Origin of the sequence: Desulfogranum japonicum DSM 18378 (assembly GCF_000429945.1) — a bacterium.
GTDB lineage: Bacteria > Desulfobacterota > Desulfobulbia > Desulfobulbales > Desulfobulbaceae > Desulfogranum > Desulfogranum japonicum.
Map to the genome: position 1 here is coordinate 12,718 of NZ_AUCV01000041.1, position 25,045 is coordinate 37,762.

Annotated in this window: 19 protein-coding genes; 5 read left to right on the top strand and 14 right to left on the bottom strand. The window is 46.1% G+C overall.

Annotated elements, in window-relative coordinates; translation table 11 throughout:
• Nucleotides 1-180: 180 nt before the first annotated feature.
• From G493_RS0116990 to G493_RS0117000, 3 genes are all read right to left on the bottom strand, one after another.
• Complete coding sequence (locus tag G493_RS0116990; protein ID WP_028581371.1) at nt 181-5,592, bottom strand: tetratricopeptide repeat protein; 5,412 nt, start codon at nt 5,590-5,592, stop codon at nt 181-183.
• 202 nt (nt 5,593-5,794) lie between these two features.
• Nucleotides 5,795-6,289, bottom strand: coding sequence for a threonine/serine exporter family protein (locus G493_RS0116995; RefSeq protein WP_028581372.1), 495 nt, complete (start codon nt 6,287-6,289; stop codon nt 5,795-5,797).
• A gap of 5 nt (nt 6,290-6,294) precedes the next feature.
• On the bottom strand, nt 6,295-7,071 hold the full coding sequence (locus G493_RS0117000) for a threonine/serine exporter family protein (RefSeq protein WP_051309423.1): 777 nt from the start codon (nt 7,069-7,071) through the stop codon (nt 6,295-6,297).
• A 55-nt stretch (nt 7,072-7,126) separates the two neighbouring features.
• Here G493_RS0117000 and G493_RS33475 point away from each other — a divergent pair, with 55 nt between their 5' ends.
• Nucleotides 7,127-7,396, top strand: coding sequence for a hypothetical protein (locus tag G493_RS33475; RefSeq protein ID WP_153306562.1), 270 nt, complete (start codon nt 7,127-7,129; stop codon nt 7,394-7,396).
• A 314-nt stretch (nt 7,397-7,710) separates the two neighbouring features.
• Here G493_RS33475 and G493_RS0117005 read toward each other — a convergent pair whose 3' ends face one another.
• Nucleotides 7,711-8,004 carry a hypothetical protein gene (locus G493_RS0117005; RefSeq protein WP_153306563.1) on the bottom strand — a complete coding sequence of 98 codons (294 nt, stop codon included), beginning with the start codon at nt 8,002-8,004 and terminating at the stop codon, nt 7,711-7,713.
• Nucleotides 8,005-8,524: 520 nt separating this feature from the next.
• Between G493_RS0117005 and G493_RS0117010 the strand changes: the two genes are divergently transcribed.
• Entirely contained in the window at nt 8,525-9,028 is a 504-nt protein-coding gene (locus G493_RS0117010) for a C-GCAxxG-C-C family protein (protein WP_028581375.1), read from the top strand.
• A 220-nt stretch (nt 9,029-9,248) separates the two neighbouring features.
• Here the strand turns inward: G493_RS0117010 and G493_RS0117015 are convergent, their stop codons facing one another.
• The 6 genes from G493_RS0117015 to G493_RS0117040 all read right to left on the bottom strand — a co-directional run bounded on the left by G493_RS0117015 (nt 9,249) and on the right by G493_RS0117040 (nt 15,496).
• A complete protein-coding gene (locus G493_RS0117015; RefSeq protein ID WP_035274945.1) occupies nt 9,249-9,851 on the bottom strand; it encodes a helix-turn-helix domain-containing protein in 603 nt (200 codons plus the stop codon).
• Between the two features lie 2 nt (nt 9,852-9,853).
• Nucleotides 9,854-11,101, bottom strand: coding sequence for a (Fe-S)-binding protein (locus tag G493_RS29780; protein ID WP_051309425.1), 1,248 nt, complete (start codon nt 11,099-11,101; stop codon nt 9,854-9,856).
• Nucleotides 11,098-12,471, bottom strand: coding sequence for an FAD-binding oxidoreductase (locus tag G493_RS0117025; protein WP_028581377.1), 1,374 nt, complete (start codon nt 12,469-12,471; stop codon nt 11,098-11,100). Before G493_RS0117025 ends, G493_RS29780 begins: the two co-directional genes overlap by 4 nt.
• A gap of 9 nt (nt 12,472-12,480) precedes the next feature.
• On the bottom strand, nt 12,481-13,758 hold the full coding sequence (locus G493_RS0117030; protein WP_028581378.1) for a TRAP transporter large permease: 1,278 nt from the start codon (nt 13,756-13,758) through the stop codon (nt 12,481-12,483).
• Complete coding sequence (locus G493_RS0117035; RefSeq protein WP_232363786.1) at nt 13,755-14,270, bottom strand: TRAP transporter small permease; 516 nt, start codon at nt 14,268-14,270, stop codon at nt 13,755-13,757. The genes G493_RS0117030 and G493_RS0117035 overlap by 4 nt, the downstream gene beginning before the upstream one ends.
• 203 nt (nt 14,271-14,473) lie before the next feature.
• The gene (locus tag G493_RS0117040; RefSeq protein ID WP_232363787.1) at nt 14,474-15,496 is read right to left on the bottom strand and encodes a TRAP transporter substrate-binding protein; all 1,023 of its coding nucleotides are present in this window, start codon (nt 15,494-15,496) and stop codon (nt 14,474-14,476) included.
• Between the two features lie 621 nt (nt 15,497-16,117).
• Between G493_RS0117040 and G493_RS33480 the strand changes: the two genes are divergently transcribed.
• Nucleotides 16,118-16,291, top strand: a complete 174-nt coding sequence (locus tag G493_RS33480; RefSeq protein WP_153306564.1) for a hypothetical protein — start codon at nt 16,118-16,120, stop codon at nt 16,289-16,291.
• 295 nt (nt 16,292-16,586) lie between these two features.
• On the opposite strand, the gene G493_RS33730 is transcribed toward G493_RS33480, so the two are convergent.
• The 4 genes from G493_RS33730 to G493_RS0117070 all read right to left on the bottom strand — a co-directional run bounded on the left by G493_RS33730 (nt 16,587) and on the right by G493_RS0117070 (nt 20,931).
• The gene (locus G493_RS33730; protein WP_161629845.1) at nt 16,587-16,799 is read right to left on the bottom strand and encodes a hypothetical protein; all 213 of its coding nucleotides are present in this window, start codon (nt 16,797-16,799) and stop codon (nt 16,587-16,589) included.
• 382 nt (nt 16,800-17,181) lie between these two features.
• A complete protein-coding gene (gene gabT, locus G493_RS0117060; RefSeq protein ID WP_028581384.1) occupies nt 17,182-18,486 on the bottom strand; it encodes a 4-aminobutyrate--2-oxoglutarate transaminase in 1,305 nt (434 codons plus the stop codon).
• A 246-nt stretch (nt 18,487-18,732) separates the two neighbouring features.
• Nucleotides 18,733-18,882 (bottom strand): hypothetical protein, encoded by a 150-nt coding sequence (locus G493_RS33485; protein ID WP_153306565.1) that lies wholly within the window; start codon nt 18,880-18,882, stop codon nt 18,733-18,735.
• 312 nt (nt 18,883-19,194) lie between these two features.
• Complete coding sequence (locus G493_RS0117070; protein WP_161629846.1) at nt 19,195-20,931, bottom strand: sigma 54-interacting transcriptional regulator; 1,737 nt, start codon at nt 20,929-20,931, stop codon at nt 19,195-19,197.
• 313 nt (nt 20,932-21,244) lie between these two features.
• Here G493_RS0117070 and G493_RS0117075 point away from each other — a divergent pair, with 313 nt between their 5' ends.
• Together G493_RS0117075 and G493_RS0117080 are read left to right on the top strand one after the other, a co-directional pair.
• Entirely contained in the window at nt 21,245-23,452 is a 2,208-nt protein-coding gene (locus G493_RS0117075; RefSeq protein ID WP_028581386.1) for a cache domain-containing protein, read from the top strand.
• Nucleotides 23,449-24,855 carry a sigma-54-dependent transcriptional regulator gene (locus tag G493_RS0117080; protein ID WP_028581387.1) on the top strand — a complete coding sequence of 469 codons (1,407 nt, stop codon included), beginning with the start codon at nt 23,449-23,451 and terminating at the stop codon, nt 24,853-24,855. Before G493_RS0117075 ends, G493_RS0117080 begins: the two co-directional genes overlap by 4 nt.
• The last annotated feature ends 190 nt before the right edge of the window (nt 24,856-25,045 follow it).

Here is a 25,045-nt window from a genome sequence, read left to right on the forward strand (position 1 = left end):
TGGGGGTCACGGAAATAATAAATTATCCAATCTTGCTTGTCTCTCAACCAGGTAACGTCGTCGCTTCAATGGCTCAATACGGCCGGTATGGAACCATTGACGTGACGACGTTACCAAACCGATATCCTACGCAATTTTTGGATATTTATTCTTTTCTGCGCCCCTTAAACCGAGTAATTCTTACAGATCGCATACTTCTTTGACCCAATCTTCAAATAGAGAACGTTCTTTGGTTTTCATCTGTTCCCGTGAGAAAGGTGAAAAAATCACAACAATTTCTGGAGCTTTTTCTTTCTCTTGCCAACGAATGACTTCCAGTTCATGCTTCCACCGACCTTCTGGCCAGTTATGTTCGGAAGAATAGGTATAATCCAGCAGCAGATCTTCTACTTCAGCGCCGGATATCCGAAAACAAAAGAAATCAGCAGGCTTTCCGTTTATTACTAATTGCTTCTTCTGGTCAAGTGGGATCATCTCCAGACTATAGCTTTGAGTAGACTCTGTACGTTGGGACTGGCTGAGTGAGGTCGCATTGAGGCTTCTCATTTCCCGGCCATCGGCGCTAATCGCACCGGTTATTTCGGCCTTGGTCCAATAACTGGCATTGCTCAGTTCTCCAGGGTCATTAACAATACGCTTATTACCATCAAAGGTGCCATTCATATGGAGCATAAGAAATTTTGTTCCATTCCATTTCAGCGGCACATCTTCAAGCAGAATACGAGGGGCGATTTCTTTTTTTATCGTTTTCTCATTGGAAAAACCAAGCGGACCTTTTTCCAGTTTAACGATTGGCAGGCGCAGGAAAACCCAAGCCCTGGTGGTTGCGGCCAGTGCCTGGTTTTCAAGAGGGGTTACAGTTGCAGCAATTTCTTCTATTGCCTTATTGGTTCCCTTGCTCATCAAATGCTTGGAGACCGAGTTCAGGTCGGTTGCCACCTTTGAGGCATCGTATCCACTCAAGGCCTTGATTGCCCGTCCGGCATAGGCTGGGTTGGTGGCATAGGATTGAAATGCCTGGTTCAGGGCACTGAAATAGCCCGATACAGATTTTGTATTGTTTACCGCAGGAATAAGCTGCGTCTTCAACACTGTAGCGGCCTGGCTCATGGACAAAAGAGAACGTGATTTGTAAGAATTTACCTGAGGTTGAGGAGCTGAAGATGTCGCTGGATCAGCGGAGAGCCCTACTTTTTTCAGCAGCCAACCATAGCCGAACCGATGTTGATAGCCAGAGGATTCCTTTTTACCCATAGTGCCTGTTCCAGCCGTTGTCTTGAATATGCTTTGGTTGCTGCGTGGTACCGCACCGACATTAACGGCCTGGTTAACCTGGTTCATGAAACGGGGATCCTGGGCGGAAAGTGATTGCATTACCGCTTCGTTGGTTATCTTTGTTGTGACAAGTTCCTGGCGCAGCGCGTTTGCTTCGGAATGATTGCCGGAAGCCTCTGCCATCCTGATTTTCTGCATTCGCTCGGCATTAAGCATGCCCGATGCTTTTGAACCTTCCTGCATGGCACCAGCCATATAGTGACGGGACTGGCGCAGAAAAGAATTGCCTTCTTTTTGTTTCGTTGCTTCCGGGTTGCCAAAGGTAAATATACCAGCTTCCTCAGGTGTTTTGTGCCGCCGCACTGCCCTTGCTTTTTCCTGAAAAACTGGATCATTAAAAAGAGGGCTATTTTTTGAAGCACCGTTGTCACTGGCAATGGAGAATGATTTATCAACACTTTTTCCGATAATGTGATAATCGGGCTTGCTAGTATTGCCGCCAATACCTGCTTCTGTTGCTTTTTTCAAATTATCAATAACAGCGCCAGCCGGATCTTTGATCCCGTATTTCCCCTCTGTGGTGTAATGTAGCCCACCTTTTGTAGAAAATTTGTCGCTACCCCGTTCAGCTCCATAGCTGGCGGCCGCTGACTGTGAAGAACTGCCGATAATATCCGCTTTCGATGCGGGTTTCCAGATAACGGTATCTGCTTTGGGTATAACCCAGCGGTCAGGATATTCATGTACCTTATAGCCACGATTTTTCAAGGCATTGATGAATTGTTTTCCCGAGCCCAGATCACTGAAGGTACGGTCAATATCACTCATGATGCTTTCAGGTTTGCCGCCTGATTTGATGACAGCCTTTTTGATGCCCAGTTCGTTAATAATATCGTCTTGTTCCTGCCAGCGCTGCTCATATCCCTTATTGTGTTTGCTGCGGATGTCAGCCATTTCGCCTTCCCACTGCTCTTTTACACGCTGATATTCAGGATGTTTGGTATTAACGGTACCATCCGCATTTCTCGCTGTATCAGGGATACGGGCTTCATGTTGTCTGGTGCAATTTTCAAGTGCATTTTTGAGGTCTTCACGCTTGGCAATGACGCCGTATTCTCCTGCCAGCTCGCCCTGCTTTTTATTGTATTTTTTTCGAAGAGATGGGTAATCACGATGGTTCGTGTTGATGGAACCGTCTGGATTGCGCGGCACTTCCGCCAGATAGGCTTCGTTAAGCTTGTTTTTCTTATAACGAAAGGCATCAGTGTTATCGGTAAAAGCATCAAAATGTGGCTCTCCTTTGGGCTTGCCGACTTTTGTCCCGGGAATATCAGCGCCCTTGGTTCTTCCCTGCATGCGCTGACCAACTTTTTCAAAGAGCTTATTCATTACATAGGTGTAAGCAGCATTTTCCAGTCCACCCTGCCAGCCGCGATAGCGTATTTTACCGGTTTGCTGGTCTTTTTCCAGGGAGTAATAGCCATCATAAAAGGCCCAGACCACGTCTACCGGATTAAGTGCAGCCCTGATGCCGTTCTCAAAGGCTTTTACCGTGCCGCCTTCAATGTAGCCAGTACCAACACCGTGGGTCATGGCCACATAGGCCCCTCCAGGCACAAACAGCGCTCCAAACATAAGCGAGACGTTGCAGGCAGTCTGAACTTTCTCGGCATACCACAGGCGCTCTTCTGCAGTGACCAGCTTTTGCCGAGCCGCCTGTTGCTCTTTTACTGTTTCCAGGTAGGCGGCATCGCGCAGGTCTGCAAGCCGTTTGACACGCTCTTCAAGGGGAAGATCAGATTGGTAGACCGCGTCAATATCATTGAACATTTTTTGGGTTGCCCCATACGAGCCCTTCTCACGGTTAGCAGCCAGACGTGGAAGGCGTTTAAGCATCCTGGATTCCTTTGAAAAGAGATCCACTTCCTCCTCAATCTTTGCAATGAAGCGCTGTTGCTCCCTTTCTTCCCAGATAGTTCTATGTCGAACGATTTTGCCGGTTCGCAGAGAGGCAATGAGATCCTGCTCAATTTGTAGGTTGGTCATCTGCATCACCAGTTCATCGTCAAGACTCGCACGGATAGCTGGATCAGTTGCCAGGGTAAGCTCCTTTTTAATCCGCTCCATGTTGTGCTTGATGATATCGATAACCGACTGATGCTGCAAAACTGCAGATTTAATTTCCTCAGGCGTCATGACTGGCGGATCGTCACCTTCCTCTCCTTCTTCGTTCTCTGGCTCCTTTGACTGACGGCCAACGCTCTGTAACTCCTGCCTGTCCAAATCAGCATCAGACGGATCAATGGGCCTGGCTTCGCAACCGGAACTCCAGGTATAGATGTAATCCCTTTTGCCTAACCAGGCGGCATGTGCCGGAAGAAACGGAAGCTGGTTAGAGGTATTAACGCCAGCAAAAAGCTTGAGTGCAACCCGCATCTGTCTCTCCTCGGTATTTGGTTCAGCCAGGACTTCACCTTCAACCGCAAAACTGTAATTATCCTCGTTGGGATAGGCGATATTATGAAGCCTGGAAAAGCCTGGCTTGATGGAACCAGCCGGCTTGAGTTGACGGGGAACAGTCAAAGAGCAGGTGAACGGGAACTCGTCAATCGAAGTGCGGATTGACTTACCCTGTATGACGATAGTATCGCCAGGATGCATTACTGCCTTGGGATGCTCCCAATGCATTTTATAGTTGTATTCTCCGTATGTTAGGGCAATCCTGTCCGGTGGCCGCTCATAGATCAGAGAGGTGGCAGCCGGAATAAACACTCCATGTTCGACGATACCATCGACTTTATTAAGGCTGTTTTCGTTTGCTACAATGAACCCTTCTTCAGCTGTACGTTTTTTGAAGTTGTCAGCAAATTCAACATGAGATAAAACCCAGCAGCCTTCGTTTCGAGTGGCATTCAGGGCATCCATTGCCTTCTGGTGACGTTTACGGGCATTGCACTGAGCTTTCAGGGGATTCGGTGGATCACCCAGTTCCCTTATGCCGGTAATACAGTGCAGGGCATCTGTTTTCAAATTCTGAAGCCGCTTTGTGATGATATAGCCGCTGTCAAGCAGGGAGCGGGTACTGAGTTCATCCTGATAGATGGCCGATGCTGCAGCCATCTGCAAGGTCTCCCGTACCCCTTCAAGATCAGACTCGATCTGTCCGAGCATGGTAAAATAACGGTCTAAAAGCAGATTAAGCCGGGTGAAATACATATGGGCTTCTGTTGAGGGTTGCTCCTGAAATGGCGCCCATAACCGTTGAAAGCTCTGTGTTTTTTCTCCTTTGTCAGGAATGCCGCAGATAAGGCGCATGGCTTCAATCGTGTGCAGCAGTGTTTCCTGGTAGTCCTTGATAGACTCTGCTGTCGGCTCAGTAGGAATCTGTTTTATCGGATCACTCTCTGGTAACTGCTCCCCAATCACCCCCGTATAATGAGACGTTGTCCATAGGACAACCGGTAGAGTCCATTGCTGAGGATTGCAAGGGTCGTTGGCCGGAAAACCTGGGAAGGCCTTAACCATTGGAGCAGCATTGAGCTTTGGCAGGGTTCCGCCAAGTGCGGCGATCTCATCCAACATACCACTTTGGATCGCATACTCGGATATGATGTCAAATTTACCGGCCACAGCACTGTCTGGCTGCCAGATTGAAGCTGTTTTAGTTTGTGTAGTTTGGGAAACATCTTCAAGTGAGCTCTGTGTTGATGATCTAGCGGGTTCATGATCCTGAGCCATCATTGGATTCCCTGAAAATGTAATGTCCTGCCGCGGTTCAAGCACCAATTGTGGCATTGCTTTTGCCTGGGGTAGAGCCATTTCCAGTTGTCTTGCTCTGCTGGCATAATAGATTTGCAAGTCACGTTGATGCAAATTTTCTGTCACCAGGAGCATGTTATAGATGGCACGAGTGCATTGCGCATCGTGTTCAAGCACCTCTTTCAAATCTGCAACAGCAGGACTCCACTTCTTTAATTGTATCCTGGTGGCAGCTCTATTCAGCAGGGCACTCAAATCATTCTGGCCGGTCTTGACAGCGTGATCAAAAGCCAGTTCTGCCTGTTGAAATTCTTTTTGCTGGTACCAGATAATCCCCATGTTGAACCAGGCATTATGGAGCGAGGCATCTTTGGTGGTTGCCCTTTGGTAATAGGCAAGAGCGTCTGCCGGATTTGTCTTCTGCACTTTCAGAGCATGACTGAAGGCACGGGCAGCATCCACGGGTATTGAATCCGCATCCCCTGGAGTGCTAAAGCAAAAAAGTGTTGATATCAGTACCACCAGGATCAAAGGAATACCCTTTAGCAAACCAGCCATGGCAAAATCTCTCTGTATACAACTACTTTTTATAAACGAAATGCTTCAAAATTATATAGTCTGTCACTGCTATGCATGACTCTCCACGCTGGCGGCAATAACGATCGCGTAAAGATACTGTACCTTCGCAACAGTACACTATCATTTACAACTACCCAACCTTGACAATACTTCAATCTGGTTGAAACACAGTTACAATACATTAATGCCTGTCGCTATACATAGACCGAAGTTCATTGAACGTATCCCTGCGCAGGATAAGATTTGGTATACTGACGCCGACGGATAAGGCCATGAGTATAAAGACTGCGTTTAAGCCGCTGCTTATTGTTTGCATGGCGGTTGCACTGAAATCAGCTGCACCCGTTCCATGCAATTCGAGAATTCCCAGCATCATGCTGTAGATATACTTTCCTGGCACCATAGGGATAACCGATGGAATAGACAGTATCGGCGCAGGAACATGTTTGTCATATGATGCCAAAAGACTGACAATACCAATGACAGTGGAGCCGGCCAAGGTACCGACGATTATTCCTCCACCCATTGTTATCCAGCATAGTTTGGCGCCAATACCAAGGGCTCCAAATACAAAAATATAAGCCAGAGCTCGTTGGGGAACGTTAAAAAGTACACCGAATCCCATTGCCGCAACACCACCGTAAAGACACCTGATCACAATATGAGAAGTATCCATATCTACTAAAACTTGAAAATGAATAATGAAAGCAGAAATCCCAGTGCGATCATAAAGGATATAAGTAACCCGTTGACCGCACGCAGGCAACCATTGAGAATATTCCCCTCCAACAGATCCGTAAAGGCGTTAAACAGTGGGACACCCGGAATCAAAAACAGCACAGAGGTAATAAAAGCCACCTCAAATCCCATATCTGGAAAGAGTTTGTTTGGCAGGCCAGAGATCAATGTTGCTCCGAGCGCGGCAAAGAAGGTGCAAAAATAGGGATTGATCTTTCTTTGGGTAAATTGATGACGAATACACTGCCCCGCAACTGTTGACATACAAGCTACAAGCATTGCTGATGGTCTTCCACCTGACAGGCCGCAAAATCCTGCTCCGGAAAGCCCGACCATACACGTCACTGTCCAAGCGGCAAAACGTGGCAATGTTTCCAGGCGATCCAACTCGCCTTGTATTTCTTGCAGAGACCACTTTGTTGTATTGATTTTCCAACTCATACGACTGATGCCGGAGACAACCCTGAAATTGACCCCGGGATGCTTGTTGCGCTTCACGGCACTGAACACATGTGCCTCATTTGCATCGGTAAGGGTAATAAAAATGGCTTGATGTGTAATAAAAAGTTCGGCACTCACACGAAATTGATGGGCAATTCGATCGATCGAATTGCGGATACGGCTCGTATTTGAGCCACCTGCCTGCATCATGGATGCACATCGCAAAAGCAACATGCCGAGCTTTTTGATTTCTTGATTTGTTGAAGGAAGGAGTTCCATCTTATAGGATACACTTTGAAATTATTCAAATAAACATTTTCCAGCCTGGTATCCAATGAATCTCGGACACGCAAGGCCCAATGCATCTACACCGGGATTAACAGCAACGGTTGTCCTTTCTGATAACCGGAGAGAAAGGCACAAGATTGACGAGATGAAAAGGGTCACGGAAAAAATACATTATCCAATCTTGCTTGTCTCTCAACTCGGTAACGTTGTCGCGTCAATGGCTCAATACCGCCAGTATGGAACCATTGACGCGACAACGTTACCAAACCGATATCCTACGCAATTTTTGGATATTTATTATTTTCCACGACCCTAAAATGAAGTGCACGGGTATAAACGCAAAGAGCACAAGTCCTCTATGACGAGCGTCTTTTCATGCACAACAGAAACATATTTTGGTGGCAGCGCTAAACTGCATCGGGAGTAAGGCAAGAGCCACGTAATAGTAGTGATTCAATCTTGTCAGAGAGTATTGAATCACACATTCACATTTTCAATCTTAACCTTTTAGACGAGGAGGTGTTAGAAAAATGATTTCTTTTTCTTCGTAAGCGAGGGGCATGGGAGGGACGATTACCTATAATCGCCTCTCTCCCCTCACCAACGTTTTTCCGCTTTCAGCCTTTCAGATTATCCCAGTTGTGGATTTTCAGTTGATCGGCCAACAGCACGAACCGGTGCGATACAGTCCTGTTGACCTTGCTCTAAAGGATCAGGAATCTGTTTCCACTCGTGCCCAATAATCCCATAATCTTCTTTACAAAATTCAAAAGCCGCTTCAAGACTTCCAAATGTATATTTATTTATATATGAACCATCATCTATGATATCGTATTCGAAAAGAAATACTCCATTTTTACAATCATTTATCATTAACTTTTTTATGTTCGAATCAATTATCTTTACTTTAGCAATAAATCTCATATTAATAGCATACTAACGTACTGTACCGGTGAGGTACGAAATTGGTTGATTGGGTGGCTACCTCTAAAACCATTTCCCATGCAAATCTAAAACCCATTAACACAAGAAATTTGTTTCGCTTTTGGCGAGAATGGTTTCACGGATTCTATTCAATGTTTCACGATGTGGTTCCATGAGTACGAATTCATTATTCCGTAGTATTTTTCCGTTTTACAGTACACATCGCAGATTACCATTCCATTGAAAATTGGTATTTTTTCTGTTATTTTTTGCTCAGACATCGATGCCTTCACAGTTATGGCAAAGACCTACATAGTGGTTCCCCCCATTGAACGTATCTTTACTTGCAGTTTGAATAAGAGGAGCATTTTCCAAGGTTTTTCCTTGAAAACGCTATGCGCTTTCCACGGGAATCGAGTACATTGATTATTCTTACACCTATTTTAGGGTCGTGGAAAAGAATGGAGATAACAATTATTATCCGCGTCCTTATTGATTAAATTCACTGTATGGAGGAATCATGGGGCCCGATGAAATGCGCGAAAAAGCAATTGATCTGTTTTTAAAACGTTTGCATTGCAGCCAGGTGTTGGCCATGGTCGGCCAGGAGAAACTGGGAGTACACGAACCTTCCGTCATTAAAGCTCTTGGTTCCTTTGGGGGTGGCATTGGTGGAACCGGCCATATATGCGGAGCTCTTGTTGGCGCGTCCTGCGTTATCGGCACATTGTACAGCCGCTCAAGCCTGGAGGAAAAGGAAAATCCCCGAATGTGGGCCGCAACCAAAAAAGTGATGAAATCATTCGAGGAACTCACCGAGGAGTATGGTGGTATAAACTGTGGCCAGATTGCCCGTGTCGACTGGATGAATCGGGATGAAGTCAAAAACTTTTACGGCAACCCGGAAAGTCGGAGACAACACTGTTTAAAGGTGGTCGGGGAAACGGCCCGGCTGCTTGGTGAGTTGCTGGAAAAGGAAGCAGAAGTCATGGCCGCCAAGGAAGCAGAAAAAAAAGCAAAATAAATTGCATCCCGTGGCGCAAGAAGTACCCGGATATCATACAAGGGTAGCTTTTGCTGCCCTTTCGCCAGAGTGAAGCCAAGCTAATGCTCCACGGGAAAATCGTGTCAACCTTTCCATCCTGTGCCGATTAATAATCATACTGCGCCCAACTGATCTCCACCTACGACATGGAGCCCTATACTTCAAGAGAGTGAATGGGAGAATAGAACGAGGTGGGTTCTTACTGCCTATTACGTTTATAGAAATAAATGACAACCAGTAATTTAGCCTTGGTATCTCCCAGGCTGAAACCTGAGTGTGGGATTCTGGAGTCGAAATAAACATGGTCTCCAGCTTCCATTGTATATTTGGTCTCGCCATAGTGAAACTCCAACCGTCCCTCCAGGACATAAAAAAACTCTTCCCCTTCATGCTCATACATTTTCTGTAAAGAAAACGGGGCATAGATGAGAAATGGCTCCATATTCCTGCCTGGTTTTCCGGCACCCAAAACAGTATAGTCATAACCGGCCAGATCACTGGACTCTCGAACAAGCTTATCGTCCTTTTTACGCCCAAATACAATGGTACCATCATGCACTGGGCCCGCTGTAGAATTAAACAGCGTGGTGACCTCAACGCTGAGCGCACCTGCAATTTTGTTGAGAGTCGAATATGGTGGTGCTTTATCCGAACGTTCCACCTTGGAAAGATACCCTTTGGTCAGGCCTGTGCGATCAGCCAGGTCCTGCAGGGTCATCTTTTTAGAAGTACGTATCTTTTTAATATTACCTGATATCAATCGTTCATCGATACTGTCATCGGAAAATCGCTTACCTGACACCACTACTCCCCCTCATCTCCTTTTGCGGCTGTCCCTTTTGCCAGGTAATAAAGCATCTCCACCGGGTGTGCAACTTGAAGCATATCTTCACGCCCCAATTGTCCATGGAGATTAATATGACAAACCGGACAATCGGTCAGCCAGAAGCTGGCGCCTGTTTTCCTGGCATTTTCGGTCTTCACCTTGGACATCCTCGCCGAAATTTCAGGGTATTCATAAAAAAAGGTTCCTCCCCCACCGCAACAATTCAGGGCATCGCCACTCGGTCGATAGTCAAGCTGAGCAATATGCCGAATCAACTGCTCGGATGGTTGAAAGACGTTCTTTAGATGGCAGGGTGCGTGATAGGTAACTGGAATAGGCTTGCTGACTGGTTGCAGCTCAAGGATATCCAGATGTTCCTGAACAAAAGACATGATATCAACGACCTTTTCAGCCAGCTGATTCACGGCCTGTGGATCAAGCCCATATCTTTCAGCCAGCATCGGGTACTCCTTTTTCAATGCCGCCCCGCAAGTCGGGCAGTCAACAATAACACTGGTAGCTTCTTCTACCAGTAAACAATTCATATTTTGCCTGATGTTATCTCCGGCCTGATCAACTGCTCCATGGTACAACATAGGGATAGAGCAGCAAGTCTGTTCTTTTGGGATGATGACTCTGTAACCCATTTGGCTTAACAAACCTACAGTAGCCTTCCCCACCGACTCAAAAATATAGTTGGTCGCACAGCCGGTAAAATACACCACTGTACCCCGACACTCCCCTTTCGGTTCAATTGTCTCACCCATTGAAGAACGAAATGGTTTTATATTCAAATTCGGTAACCGATCTGCAGAAATAGAACCGAACGAGCATTTCTTCAAAAGGCTTTCCGGAATCATACCCTGCCCTTTTTGCGCCAGATTTGCAGCAAATTTTATGCGCTGTTCCCGAGCCAGCAAATACACCAGTGAACGGATTTCAATACGATCTCCATGCGCCTTCGCCATTTCAGCCCGCATATGCATGAACTTGGAATAGTGATCCACACCGGAAGGACAGTTTGCGGCACAGCTACCGCACATAAGGCATTTGTTTATCAGCTCTTTAAGCAGTTTGGATGAAGGTAATCGCCCGGACTCATACGCCTTGATCAGTTGAATTCTGGCGCGCGGAGAGGCCTGCTCTTCCATGAGTACCTTGTAAACAGGACACACTGCCAGACACACACCGCACTTCCCACATCGGGCTGAGTTACCGCAGCTCATACAAATTTCCCCGGATTAAACATATTGCCAGGATCAACAGCCTTCTTGATTACCTGCATGAACTCCCTGGAGTCCTCATCCATAACTAAGGGGAGAAATTCTGATTTGGCCAGCCCTATCCCATGCTCACCGGAAAGGGTGCCACCCATTTCAGCAGCTGCCGCAAACATGTCATGCACAGCCTGCCACACCCTGGTCCACTCATCCTTATCTTGCCTGTTGCCGGCAATCAGAGGATGCATGTTCCCATCACCGGCATGGGCAAGGATGCCTGCAGTAAGGTTATAGTGTGCACATATTTCCTGTATCTTGCGAATCATTGCCGGAACCTTACTGACCGGCACGGTTACATCTTCTGAGACAATGTCCGGCGCGAGTTTGGCAAATACCCCATAGGAAGATCTTCTGGCTGCCCAGATACGTTCTTTCTCTTCCTCTGTAGCTGCTTCCTCTATGGTAACAGCCCCATGCTGCTTCACTTTTTCTATTATCTGCCTGATCTCGCGCTCACATGTCTCCTCAGAACCGTCGACTTCAATCAAAAGTGAGCCGTCGGCTTCCCGCGGCAACCCGAGATGAACGGCATCCTCTATGGCATTGACTGTCATTTTATCCATGAGTTCCATGGCAGCAGGCAAGATACCGGAACCAATAATGTCTGCTACAGACTCGGCAGTATCATCCAGATCCTTGAAAGTAACCATCAACGTTTTGGTCGTAACCGGGGCAGGAACAACTTTTACAATGATTTCCGTAATCAGCCCCAACGTGCCTTCTGAACCGCAGAACAAGGCGGAAAGCCGATATCCGGTGACATCCTTGATATTTCTACTGCCAAGACGTACAACCTTGCCAGAGGCAAGAACGACTTCCAACCCAAGGACATAATCCACAGTTACCCCATATTTCAGGCAGCGGGGGCCACCTGCATTTTGGGCAACGTTCCCTCCCATGGTGGACATATTCATTGAACCAGGGTCTGGCGGAAAGAAAAAACCATAAGGCGCAAGGGCTTTCTGCAGATCACCGTTAATTACCCCTGGCTGAACAATGGCATAGCGGTCACGGGTATTGACCTCCAAAATCCTGTTCATATGGGTAAAGCAGAGCACGATACCATGCTGTACAGGAACAGGAGCCCCGCAGACACTGGTCCCGGCTCCACGGGCTGTCACAGGAATGCCATGTCTGGATGCAATCTGCACAATATGACTGACTTCATCGGTGCTGACCGGAAAAAGTACTGCATCGGGTATGGCCTCTTCCAGAAAAGAATCATAACTATAACAGGTCAACTCCTCAAGTTGATCCAGGAAACGATCACGACCTACAATATCCACCAGCTCTTTGCTGACAGCAGGATTGAGCATAACAGCCTCTCAATGGAGAAAAAATTGGGGTAAAACCAGGGAAATCCAGGGAATGTATGTAACCAGAAACAAACAAAACAACATAATGCCAAGAAACGGGAGAACTCCCCTGCCGATCATGACCAACGGCTGTTTGGTAATCCCTGCAGCCACAAACAGATTAATACCGAACGGCGGTGTTAACATGCCTATCTGAATATTAAGCACCATCACAATACCAAAATGGACCAGATCAATATTATAACGCCCCAGTGTTTCCAGAAAAAGTGGTGACAGAATCAACATGGCGCTGACATCATCCATAAAACAGCCAAGGATAAGAAAGAGAATGTTGACGCTGAACAAAAACAGCCAGGGACTGTCGATATGGGAGATAATGATATCAGCAAGCTGTTGAGGAATCTGCTCAGCTGTAAGCAGCCAGATAAAAGTCATGGCGCAGGAGAGAATAAACAACAGAGAAGCTGATAACACAGCCGCCTCCTGGCATACCGAAGTGATATCTGTAACCCTGAACTCCCGATAAATACACAACTCAACAAGCAGAGCATATACCACACTGACGGCGGCAGCTTCTGTGGGGGTGAACAAGCCGCTATAGATACCACCCAAAACAATCAATGGCAACATCAGCGCCCAGACTCCTCTTCGTGTAGCGGTAACCAATTGCGACAGGGAGGCCCTGGCTTCCACTCGCCAGCCATGTTTCATAGCCACCATCCAGGTGTAGACCATGAGGCTTACACCTATAAGTAATCCGGGAAACACTCCTGCCATAAACATATCAGACACAGATACATTCATGACCAGGCAATAGAGAATCATGGGGATGGATGGCGGGATCATAATTCCCAGGGAACCGGATACCGTTATCAGCCCGTATGAAAAGCTTTCACCATACCCTGCCTTGAGCAAGGCGGGAATCATGATAGAACCAATTGCTACAACAGTTGCAGGAGAAGACCCTGAGATGGCAGCAAAAAAGATACATGCAAGCACTCCTGCCATGGCCAGACCACCAGGGAACCAACCTACCAGGGCATTAACAAAATCAATCAACCTGCGGGCAATGCCGCCCCTGGTCATAATGGCGCCAGCCAAAATAAAAAAAGGAACGGCAAGGAGGACAAATTTATCCAGGGCATTGAACAACTGCTGAGCAATGATTTGTAACGGCGTATTGGTAAACAGGACCAGGGAAACGGTGGTTGTCACGCCCAGAATTATCGCGATGGGTACGCCGGCAAAAAGCAGTATAAAGAAACAGAGGCATATTACCGCAATCATGAATGGACCTCATTTCCGGCAGATGACTTTGGGGCCAATATATCGGCCAGTTCCTTCATGCCGAGACAGAAAAAGCGAAACGCCATAACCAGACTGAAAAACGGAATAGGAAGATAAACCAAATACATGGGAATACCCATTGTCGGCGAGGTAGTTTCATATCCATATAAACGCCGTACCACTTGAATGGAAAACCAGACAACCAGTCCGAAAAAAACACTGCTCAAGGTATTGGTGGCAAAACGGAGCACCTGTCGCCAAGGTCTGGCCAGTGATGTGACGATCAAATCCATGGTAAAATGACTGCCGGTTTTCACCCCTATACTTGCGCCAAGAAAGGCTATGAACACACCTATATATCTCCCGAACTCTTCAAACCAGGTAAAACTGTAATTAAAGAGATAGCGTGTAAAAACCTGGACAAAACCAATGCCCGCAAGCCCCAGAATAGTCCAGACGAGCACTGTTTTTTCGGTACGATCAATAATACGGACAACTGTTTGTATACTCACCTTATTACTCACTGCGTTAACCGCCAAACTGCCCCAGGGTTAGCCGGAATCATCATCTGCTCTCAATGTCTGTTTTCTGCTCGCTACTCCCGGGGAGATAAACAAGAGAATCATTTCAAGGATCTCCTGAATACATTCAACGCTTCAAAGCGCCCGAAATATATTCCTCAAACAACCTCCAGGGAGTACAGCAGAAACAAGTACTATTTATATTCGTCAATCTTGGACAACACATAATCAAACAGTTCATCTCCTATTTTTGTGCGATACTTATTCCATACAGGCGTCATAGCCTCACGGAATTGCGCACGCTCCTCTGAAGTGAGTTCAACAATCTCAACAGCATTCTTTTCAGCAAACTGCTCAATGGAGATACCACTTTTGGGAAGTTTATGATGCAATTCCACATTGACGTTCCGATTCACCTCGGTTGCGACTTTCGCAGCTTCCCTGAAAATCATCTGATCGTCGGCAGACAGACTTTCCCAGTAATCCCTTGCCACGATGATAATGCACTCTGTCACACAATGCTGTGTCTTGGTGATATACTTGTTCACCTCGGTAAAATTCATCAATACTGTGGTCAGGATAGGATTTTCCTGAGCATCTATGACACCTGTCTGCAGTGCATTGTAAATCTCTGGAAAAGGAATACCCACAGGGGATGCTCCCAACTGCTTGAAGGTATCAATATACACCGGGGAGTTCATCACCCTGATTTTCAACCCCTTCACATCATCAGGCGTATGTACAGGTCGCTTGTTGTTAGACAGGTCACGGATTTCATTTTCCGTCCAGCCAATGGCCATAAAACCTTTTTTGGGGAAATAGGAGAAGATCTTATTCTGTACATCCTTATCATCGAGTACCTTGTACAGAGTTTTCCGATCAGGAAACATGAATGGCATATCCATAATAGCAGCCTGAGGAACGAAATTCTGTAAAACAGCGGTGCTTATAGTGGCCATCTGCAGAGTACCGGACTGTACCTGCTCTGCCAGGGAACGTTCTCCACCCAATTGCCCACCGGGAAAGGTTGCAATATCAATTCGACCTTCCGTCTTCTCTTTCACGTAGGCGGCAAAAGCATCAACCCCTTTGGTCTGTCCATGGAAGGTAGGTCCAACATGACCAAACTTTACAGTTGCTTCAGCTGCCAGGCTTCCAGCCGATCCTAGTCCAATCAAAGCCAAAGCCAGACAACAGAGCTGCAAACATTTTTTCACACTTCTCCTCTTTTCCATCAGTACCTCTCTCCACAGGTTTCAAAATAACATGATTGCGGATTCTGCTGTCAGGCCAGAGATTCCTATCTGTTCAGTCAACGCGCCAAATGCTCTCTACCATATGTAGGATGAATAACATCACTCTGCCAGGATGTTATTTTTCAAACCAATATATTGTGTAACTACGTATAGGGTAAGCGCCATGGCTTGACAACTCCGCTGTATTTATAACTGGTTACAGGGTGCCTGAGTTTTTCGCAAGTAGGCTGACACAGTATATTGGGTCATACTCAAACCAAGCTGATTGCGGAAAGATCTGGTGCGCTGTGGGCAGTTACTCTATTGTTTTGGTTCTTTCAGGCAGCTCCTACAGCTTGGCATCGGTTACGGCATGAATACATTCAAGCAAAAAACAGAGCCGATCATAGAATGAAAGTTTCTTGTTTGTCAACTTTTATTCATTAGTATTCAAGCGCGTTTGCCATCATATAAGATAAAGGTATTGATGAAGCACGGACACCTGTAGCGGCAGGCCAATACGAGTATGCGTACAGATGAAACGGCAATGAAAGTGCAGATATCAGAGGTAAAGACACAGCGAGGCTCGGCTCCATGACAACCATGAACAGACGTAGAGGGCATGGAATCAATGGCTCAGACAAGGAGCTGGTTATCCTTTCTGATCAGCCTGATACGTTTTCCAGGCAATGCATATTTTCAGGCAGTGGTATCGTCGGTGCTGGAAAAACTGCTGGAAAAATTACTTGGGGACGGATATCTGCAGGAGACAAATAGCGTTATCTTCCATGGAAACCAAGCCGGATACAAACTTTCTTCGATTGTTTCCTACAATGAACAGGAGCTTTACCGGAGTGTTCTGGAAGGAGGCCAGACGCCCCGGATATCTCGTGGGTATATCACATATCAGATCTCAAGTACGCGGTATGGGCGATATACCGGACTGATGCAAACAACATAAATGATAGATATTACACAGTCTTGAATCAGCAAGACCTACCTGTCGGTGCACGCGCTGACAGGCCATGAGATATCCGGAATTATTAGTATTTTGATAAAAACCTGGACTGATTTACTGGCAGAGCTCCATACCTTTATAAGTGATAAGGGAATATTCACAGTCCATACTGCTTTCTACTGTACCCATGGCGTGCATGGAACGAAGCAACTGCTTGGTTTCCTGGACCGACATATTTAATTCACCTGCAATAAACATTGAATCCACGAAATCCGGTCTGGTATTAGACCGCACATTATGAGCAAGAAGTTCTAAAATTTTATGCATCTGCACTGTCTGACACATGGGTGGTATCCTCCAAGCAAGAGTGGCAAGAGAATTGGTATAATTAACGCTAAAAATACAGATCCTTTATCATGTACAAGCAGCTGCCCTGACTTTTTCCAGGTACACCTGACAACAGCATTACAAATCGGGTACAAGGGAAACTGCAACTCCCCGAAAAAGCTGACGCCAGCATGCGGCCTCCCCCAAAGGGATGGCTCTTTGGAATGCGTGTAAACACCCTTTCAATGTCACTTGAGGCAGAGGGAGACATGGAGGCAATCAGGTGTTTTTTTCCAAAAAGTCCCGAAAAATTCAGGCCAGGTACAAGCTCTTCAGGGGCACCTGAGCTCTCTTGCAAGAGTCAGGTGCCATTATATAGGTTTTATAAGGATGCCAGACCGGCTTCCAATATTTCCAAACCTTTGGAGAGGATTTCCTCTTCTATCATCAATGGCATGAGAAAACGGATGACATTACCATTGGTTCCGCAGGCAAGAATGATGAGGTTACGTTCAAAACAGTAGCGTACCAGCTCCTTAGTTTTAGCAGCTGCAGGCTTTTTCGTTTCGCGATCTTCCACCAATTCAATGGCTATCATTGGACCGAGTCCGCGAACATCTCCGATAATGGGATATTTTTTCTGCATCTCTGTCAACCGCTGCTGCAGTGTTTCCCCCAACTGCTTGCCCTGTTCAAGCAAGCCATCATTTTCGAAAATATCAAAAACAGCGAGAGCTGCCTCACAGGCCAGAGGATTACCGCTATAGGTTCCTCCTATTCCAGAGGCATGCACGGAATCCATAATCTCTTTTTTACCAACGACAGCACTCAAAGGCATTCCAGCCGCAAGACTTTTCGCGGTAGTTGTCAGATCAGCCTCAACACCGTAATGCTCCATGGCAAACATGTAGCCGGTTCTGCCCATCCCACTTTGCACTTCATCAGCAATCAGAAGCACATTGTTTTTCTCACAAATAGCTTTGAGCTTTTGAAAATATTCTTTTGGAGGAGCAATAAAACCGCCTTCGCCCTGGACAGGCTCAACAATAATAGCAGCAGTCTCCTCGGCTGCTACGTGTCCTGTAAAAAATTCTTCAAGATAATCTGCACAGTAAACGCCGCAATCTGGATACTGTTTGCCAAAAGGACAGCGATAACAATTTGCGTAGGGCATACGGTAAATTTCAGGAGCATAGGGCCCCATACCCAGCTTATACGGTTTAACCTTGGAGGTTAGAGACATCCCCATCAAGGTTCGGCCATGAAATCCACTGTCAAAAGCAATAATCCCCTGTTTTTTTGTATAATAACGGGCTATTTTTACCGCATTTTCGACAGCTTCCACACCGGAGTTAACGAACATAACAGCCTTGTCACTCTCACCGGGAACTGCATTGCACAACTTTTCAGCAAGAAGAACCGGAGATTCATAAGGTGACACCATGAAACAGGTATGGGTGAACTTATCCGCCTGGGCTTTAATTGCCTCCACAACTTTGGGGTGTGAGTGGCCAACATTCATAACCGCAATGCCGCCAGCGAAATCGATATACTCATTGCCTTCTACATCGGTCAGAACCGCCCCCTGGGCCTTGGCTATATACTTATCTGTGCCACTGACATTTCCTTTTGCGATGTATTTATTGCGCAGCTCATTCAGCTCTGCGTTGGTCCGTTGTGTATTCATTGCATTTTCCTTTGTTAGAGAAACTTCATTAATTGCATCCTCCAAGTTTTAAGCAAATGCAATGCCAAACCGAAGCAGCTTAGCACTATAACGTTAATTCAAATAGTTAACAAAACAGAAACAATACTGTCGACACAGCTTGATTCAACAATGAATCAAACAATAGAAAGGAATGTATCATGGATCACCACCTTTGATTCACATTTGAATCAGGGGTGGTTGGGATATGGCTAGCTCAATGCCTGTTTATCCATGAACAGCCTGCTCGCGAACAGGTGCACAATTGATATCATCTTGATAATAGGGGAAAATACGTATGACAGATGCAGGTTTGTGAAAACTCGATAATACTATCCATTCCAGACAGGCATCAGGTGACGCAGAAGGAATAGGCATAATGGCCACTCATCATGGTATCTGTATCTCACTGATTTTACTCACCATCTGTAACTGACAACAGGTGCTTCATATCTGGACAAACACCAGCCTGTATATGCACAAAATAAAGATAGTTCAACGAGATAACTGAAAAACTGGAGATCTCGTAAAATGTTTTTGGTCAGTTACGCATGATGGGGTCCAGCGCAGGCTGATTCATTTACAAATCAGCCTGCCAAGTCATGGATAGATGGAAGTGTAACTCATCGCTGACTGTTCGCGTCCAGACTACGTGCACGCCTTGGACAAAACAATGATGAAAGAACGGCATCAGAGATTGTGTTTCTTCAATTTTCGAACCACTGAAGGTTGACTTATGCCAAGCATTACAGCCATTTCTCTTGTTGTTCGACACATGGTTCTGGACCTGATAAGTACCTGGCGCTCAGTATACTCCACAGCCTCCTGCATGTTCAGAGATACAACATCACTATGGGGTTCCTGAGTTTGGTAGATTTTTTGCGAAGGCTGCATCAAACTGAGAAGACACTGATCAATGGTGGGCTCATCACTAAATACTACCCCGTTTTTCACAATGTTCTTCAATTCCCTGACATTTCCAGGGAAATTATACTGCTGTAGTATTCTCATGGTTTCCCAACTGATCTGGGCGTCCCTTCCATATCGCAGGTTATATATTTTGAGATAATGACTGAGCAAGGCAGGAATATCTTCCCTGCGCTTTCTCAATGGAGGGATTTCCAAAGTAAAACTGTTAAGACGGTAAAAAAGATCTTCCCGGAATTTACCCTGGGCAGCCAATTGTGAAAGTTGCTGATTGGTCGCGGAAATAACAGAACATTGAACTTGTATGGCCCGAGTTCCGCCCAACCTTCTAAACTCACCATTATCGAGATACTTAAGCAGTTTTGCCTGTAACCCCAGAGGCATATCGCCTATTTCATCAAGAAAGAGTGTTCCCCCTTCTGCCAACTCCACCAAGCCTGCTTTTCCTTTTCTCGATGCTCCTGTAAAGGCACCACGTTCGTAACCAAAAAGTTCTGCTTCAAGCAAGCTTTCCGGCAGGGCGGCACAGTTAATTTCAATGAACGGTTTTTCCCTGTGTGCACTGTGTTCATGAATGGTTGAGGCAAGCAAACCTTTTCCAGTACCTGAGTCGCCAAGAATCAATATGTTGGTTGCACCAAGCGTTGCCAGTTTCCCTGCCCTTGTCAGGGTATTTTGCATGGCAGGACTTTCTGCAATGATGCGCTTTTTTTCAGATTTCTGCTGTTGTATCTCCCGTATCTCTTCCTTATAACGCTCTGTAAGCTGTTTGCTATGTTCGCATTGGAGTTTCAATGATTCAAGTTCAGTCAGGTCACGTTCATTTACAACAATCAGAAAAATCTCTCCCTGAGAATCCCGAACCGGAGTGGCTGTACACAACAACTTACGACCTGTCTTCTTCACATGCTGCAGAATCGACTCCTGTTTACCGCTTTGTAAGACTTTGGTCGTCACAGACTGATCAAACACTCTTTCAGCCACCAGGGTATCAACTCGCCGACCAAGTATTTTCTCAGCTTTCACACCATTTAAAATTTGAGACGCCTTATTCACTATGACAACCACACCTTGCCCATTACAGACCCATATGCCATCAGATGAACTGTCTATAATACTTTTCATCTGCAGGGCAATATCCTGCTCAGGTGAGCCTGACTGAGAACTTGTGCTTTCAGTTTCATGCTCTTTGAAACAAAGAAGCCAGCTTGTCTTTCTATCCTGCATTGTAATGGGTTGAAGAGTGCAACTCATCTTTTGATTGTTGAGATTGCAAGGTGCAAGGGTGACAGTTTCTGAAGCAATTGCCTGCTCAAGCGGCAGCCTGATACCCGGGAAAAACAGACGTATATTCTTTTGTTGCAGTTCATTTTCCTGGCAGTTGAAACTGTGCATGGCATATCTGTTTGCCCAGATTATTTGACCATGTTCAGAACAAACAAGCATGCCGTGATCCAGAAAAGTAAATAACTTCAGGGAATCAAATATCAAATTTTGCATAGCATTCCTGCGATTAATTGTGAACGAACCCGAAATTGTTCGCCCACCAGGCTGACCTTTTGGCAAAAAAACACTTTTTGGCAGGCACGGGCCGACTGTTTCCATGTTTAATATACACAGCCGATGCCAGTTCCTAAAAAGAGCACATTTTTTTATGAAAGCAAACTATCATTTTTCTCACACGTAATACAGCGCTGTAAAGATAAAATGGTACAGGAGTTGCTCTTTGTATTGCCCATAATATTGTAATACAAGACGCTGATTCCGATCAGAGATGACAATATAAACAGGGCATGGCAGGGAGGAAGACTATATGTTTACCCAACAAAACAAGCCACATACACATGATACAACCGACCCGGAGAATGAAAACAACAAATCTCTTATGAAGTTTCAGACCACGACCATCACCACCGTTTTACTCGTTATATTTCTCATTATCCTGGTTGCCGCCGGGATCAACTATCATGTGGCCGAACATGTTGTCGAAAAAACAGTCATTTCGCATCAGGAAGACCTGACAGGGAAAGCTGTCAGTACTGTCGAACTGTGGCTGAATCAACAGATGAAAATTCTTTCCGCCACTGCTGATTCGATCCCTCCCGATGATTTCAATGAAGAAAAGGCAACCATGCAACTCCTGCACATGGCTATGAAAGCCGGACATTTCAGCGATGTCTATATCGGTACGGAACAGGGAAAGCTCATAGATGGAGCCATGTGGATTCCCCCGGCAGGATATGATCCGAGAGACCGTCCCTGGTACCGAAGAGCAGAGGATGCGCAGACTATCAGCTTTACTACGCCATACATTGATCTGGTTACCAATGACCTGGTGATTGCCCTGGTAAAACCTTTGATATACCAAAACAAATTTCTGGGTGTCATGGGAGCGGATACCGTTCTGGACAGTTTGGTTGAGAACGTCCTGAACTTTAAACAGAGTGAAAGCGGATACGCCTTTGTCATTGAGCGAAATGGAACCATCATCATTCATCCCAACCGTGAATATGTCATGCGGGAACACTTGCCTGACATTGAACCTGACCTGGAATACACAATACAACGACTTGAGCAGGTTCCCTCTGGTACAGTCTCATATTTGAGTGCTTCAGGAGTTGACAGTCTCCTTTCCTTCAAACCCATTGCCAACTCTGACTGGATACTCTGCCTGACCATACCCCGCTCTGAAGCATATTCCATTACCAGGGAAACCACCATGATCTTTGCAATGAAGATCGTCCTGCGAATCCTTGGAATCATAGCCTTTATCGCCCTGCTCGGCTTGGGGGGCGGCAGTCTTTTTCTCTATATTTATGACCGCCGATATTCCACGGCGGTTCAGGAACATGAAGAACAGCTGAGCCACATCAACAAGGATCTTGAATGGAATATCAGCAAACGCATGGAGGTGGAAACCTATTACAAAAAGGTGTTTGATGTGGCCAATGACGCAATCCTTATCAGCCACGACCTGCATTATGTTGAATGCAATCATAAAGCAGAAGAGATTTTTGCCACCACAAAAGAAAACCTCCTCTCCAAAACCATCCTTGATTTTTGCCCACGATTACAGCCAGATGGATCAAGAAGCACTGAACGACTGCGTCAGATTCTTCTGCAGGCCAAAGAAAGCCGGCAAAACGTATTCCGCTGGTCATTCATACGAGGAGACGGCAAGGAATTCCCGGCATCTGTCAGCCTCACCACCTTTGAACTCAACGGTCGAGAACTTGTTCTGTCCAGCATTAGAGATATCTCCAAGCGTGTACGGGCAGAGGGGCAACTGATGCAGGCTCAGAAAATGGCTGCCGCAGGGGAAATGCTGGGTGCCATTGCCCATCAGTGGCGTCAACCGCTCAATACCCTGTCGACATATATTTCCAGCCTGCAATCAGCGTATTACAATGCCATGCTGTCCGCAGACTTTGTTGAAAAAGTCATTGCCGGTGCCAATGACCAGATTACCTTCATGTCCAAAACCATTGATGATTTTCGTAATTTCTTTAAGCCTTCCAAAACCAAAGGCCCGGTGGATATTCTCAAGGCAGTGATTAACGCTGTAAAACTGCTCGAAGCACAGATGCGGCAAAGCGAAATTCTCCTGACCATTCACAATAAAACAGGAGCAAACAGCCTACTTGTGTTTGGTTACCAAGGAGAATTTGTACATGTACTTGTAAATATTCTCGGAAATGCCAAAGATGCCATCATGGACAGGGTGGAAAAGGAAGATCCGAAAGCTGCAAAAAACATTGAGATTCTTGTCTCCTCTGATGAGGATTGGGCTATAATAGAAATTATTGATAGTGGCAGCGGTATACCAGACGAACTTATGGAACGTATTTTTACACCCTATTTCACGACCAAAGGCACATCTTCCGGCATGGGTATGGGCCTTTATATGTCTAAAATGATTGTCGAAAAAGAAATGGGTGGCATGCTCACCGCAAAAAATACTACCAAAGGAACCAGCTTTACCCTGAAGTTGAAAAAAATGAGTTTGAACGAACACCAATGATTACCCAGGAATTACGTAACTGCCAGATACTGCTAATAGATGATGAACAGTCGGAGTTGGATGCATACAGCATGTTACTCCAATCCATGGGTATAAAAAAAGTCATCACGCTCCAGGACAGCAGGAAAACCCTGCAAACCTTGGATTCCCTGTATTCACCTATTATTTTTCTAGACCTCAATATGCCCTACCTCTCTGGTCAGGAGGTTCTGCAACAGCTCAAACAGGCCCACCCCCAGGTACCTGTAATTATTATCACTGCCAACTCTGAGATAGAAACTGCGGTCGAGTGCCTTCGTATGGGCGCGCACGATTATCTTGTGAAGCCCATTGACCTGAAAATGTTTAGCTCAGCACTCAGGAATGCTCTGGAAATCAACATCCTCAGACACGAAGTCATGTCGTTGAAAGGGATCTCATTTGGCCGTGACGACCAAAGGCATCCGGCTTTCCAGGGAATTATTACGCAAAATCCGGCCATGCTCTCCATCTTTCATTATATCGAATCTGTTGCTGAAAGCGGCATGCCAGTCCTGATATTGGGTGAAACCGGGTCAGGTAAGGAGCTTCTGGCAAAAGCCATTCACGACATCAGTAATGTTTCTGGGAAATATGTAACTGTCGATGTTTCGGGGCTGGATGACACCCTGTTTTCCGATACCCTGTTCGGGCATACCAAAGGTGCTTATACAGGAGCTGGCACCGTACGTTCCGGCCTCCTTGAGCAGGCCCACAATGGCACCATTTTTCTTGACGAAATCGGTGATTTAAGCGAAGTGTCGCAAGTAAAGCTCCTTCGCCTGTTGCAGGAAAAAACCTATTATCCCCTTGGTTCCGACCACCCCAAGACTTCAACCGCCCGTATCATAACGGCTGCCAACAAGGACCTGACAGTCCTGGCCGGCCAACAGGGTGAATTTCGCATGGACCTGTACTACCGCCTGAGTACCCACCTGATTCGCATCCCTCCACTCAGAGATCGACGGGAAGATATTCCTCTTATTGTGGCATATCTTGCCCAAAAGGCAGGTCAAAAAATGGGTAAAGAAGCTGGAGATATCAGTGACGAAGCTCTGCAGATGCTTATGCGCCACCCATTCTGGGGAAATGTCAGAGAGCTTAAAACCTATGTGGACGACGCCGTTGCGAGAAGCCAGAGCGGGAGAATAGAAAAAGACCTGATTGCCGAACGGTTGCAGCGTGAAATGGAACCACAAAAACGAAACCGTGAAGTTGCAAGCCTGACCGACCTTTTCGGCACATTTCCGACCCTGGAAGAATTGACCGAAAAGGCTGTACAGGAAGCCATGGAGGTCGCAGAACATAACCAGAGTCAGGCAGCCCGTTTACTGGGAATATCCCGTCAGGCTGTCAACAAGCGTATTAGCAAACTGAAATCATGACACATGCTCCTTTGTCAACCATGGGTGACAATGTCAACGTAGATTGACGCCCTGGTTGACACACCTTGTTTCAACCATGCCTCCCTTGTCCTTGCTACCACTCCCTTTCTTCTTTCCTTGGGATAAATCCTGCCTCAACGCCTCGGTTCAAGAGGAATTACAGATTTAGGCAGTGTGAATCCACTCTGTG